1 protein-coding gene is annotated in these 401 nt (G+C 52.9%); it reads left to right on the top strand.

Features of this window, described 5'->3' with window-relative positions; translation table 11 throughout:
* Nucleotides 1-401: hypothetical protein (locus tag AC1RPG_RS08310; protein ID WP_481762518.1), on the top strand; the 401-nt coding region annotated here is incomplete at both ends.

The raw sequence follows: 401 nt of genomic DNA, 5'->3' as shown, positions 1-401 counted from the left end.
CAGCGGCTGGCTGATGGGAGGACGTAACAATAGCAACCAAAGTGTTACGACCAATAGAAAGTACAGCTTTGCTTCTGATTCCACTACCAACATGACAGCTCTCACGGTTGCCATGTCCCAAGGAGGCTGTACTGGTAACTCCACACAGTTCCTCATGTACTCCGGTCAGTACAACACCGGAACTTCTGGTGCTCCGAGCATCATCTATCTGTATGCCTCTAACACGTATGCTGGCGGTGTAGCTGCCGCCCGTCTCGCAGTCAATGGTCCGGGTGCAGCTGGAAACGCGACTATAGGGGTGTTTGCCGGGCGCTCTGGAACGTCGCCTAATACGGACATTTACACGTATGCGTCGAACACAACATCCGGTGGAACATCGACTGGTTTGGCCAATGCATACA

The sequence above is a fragment of the Dellaglioa sp. CoH-57-MRSF-18 genome (genome assembly GCF_056781995.1).
This window is presented reverse-complemented; position numbering and strand designations above follow the sequence as displayed.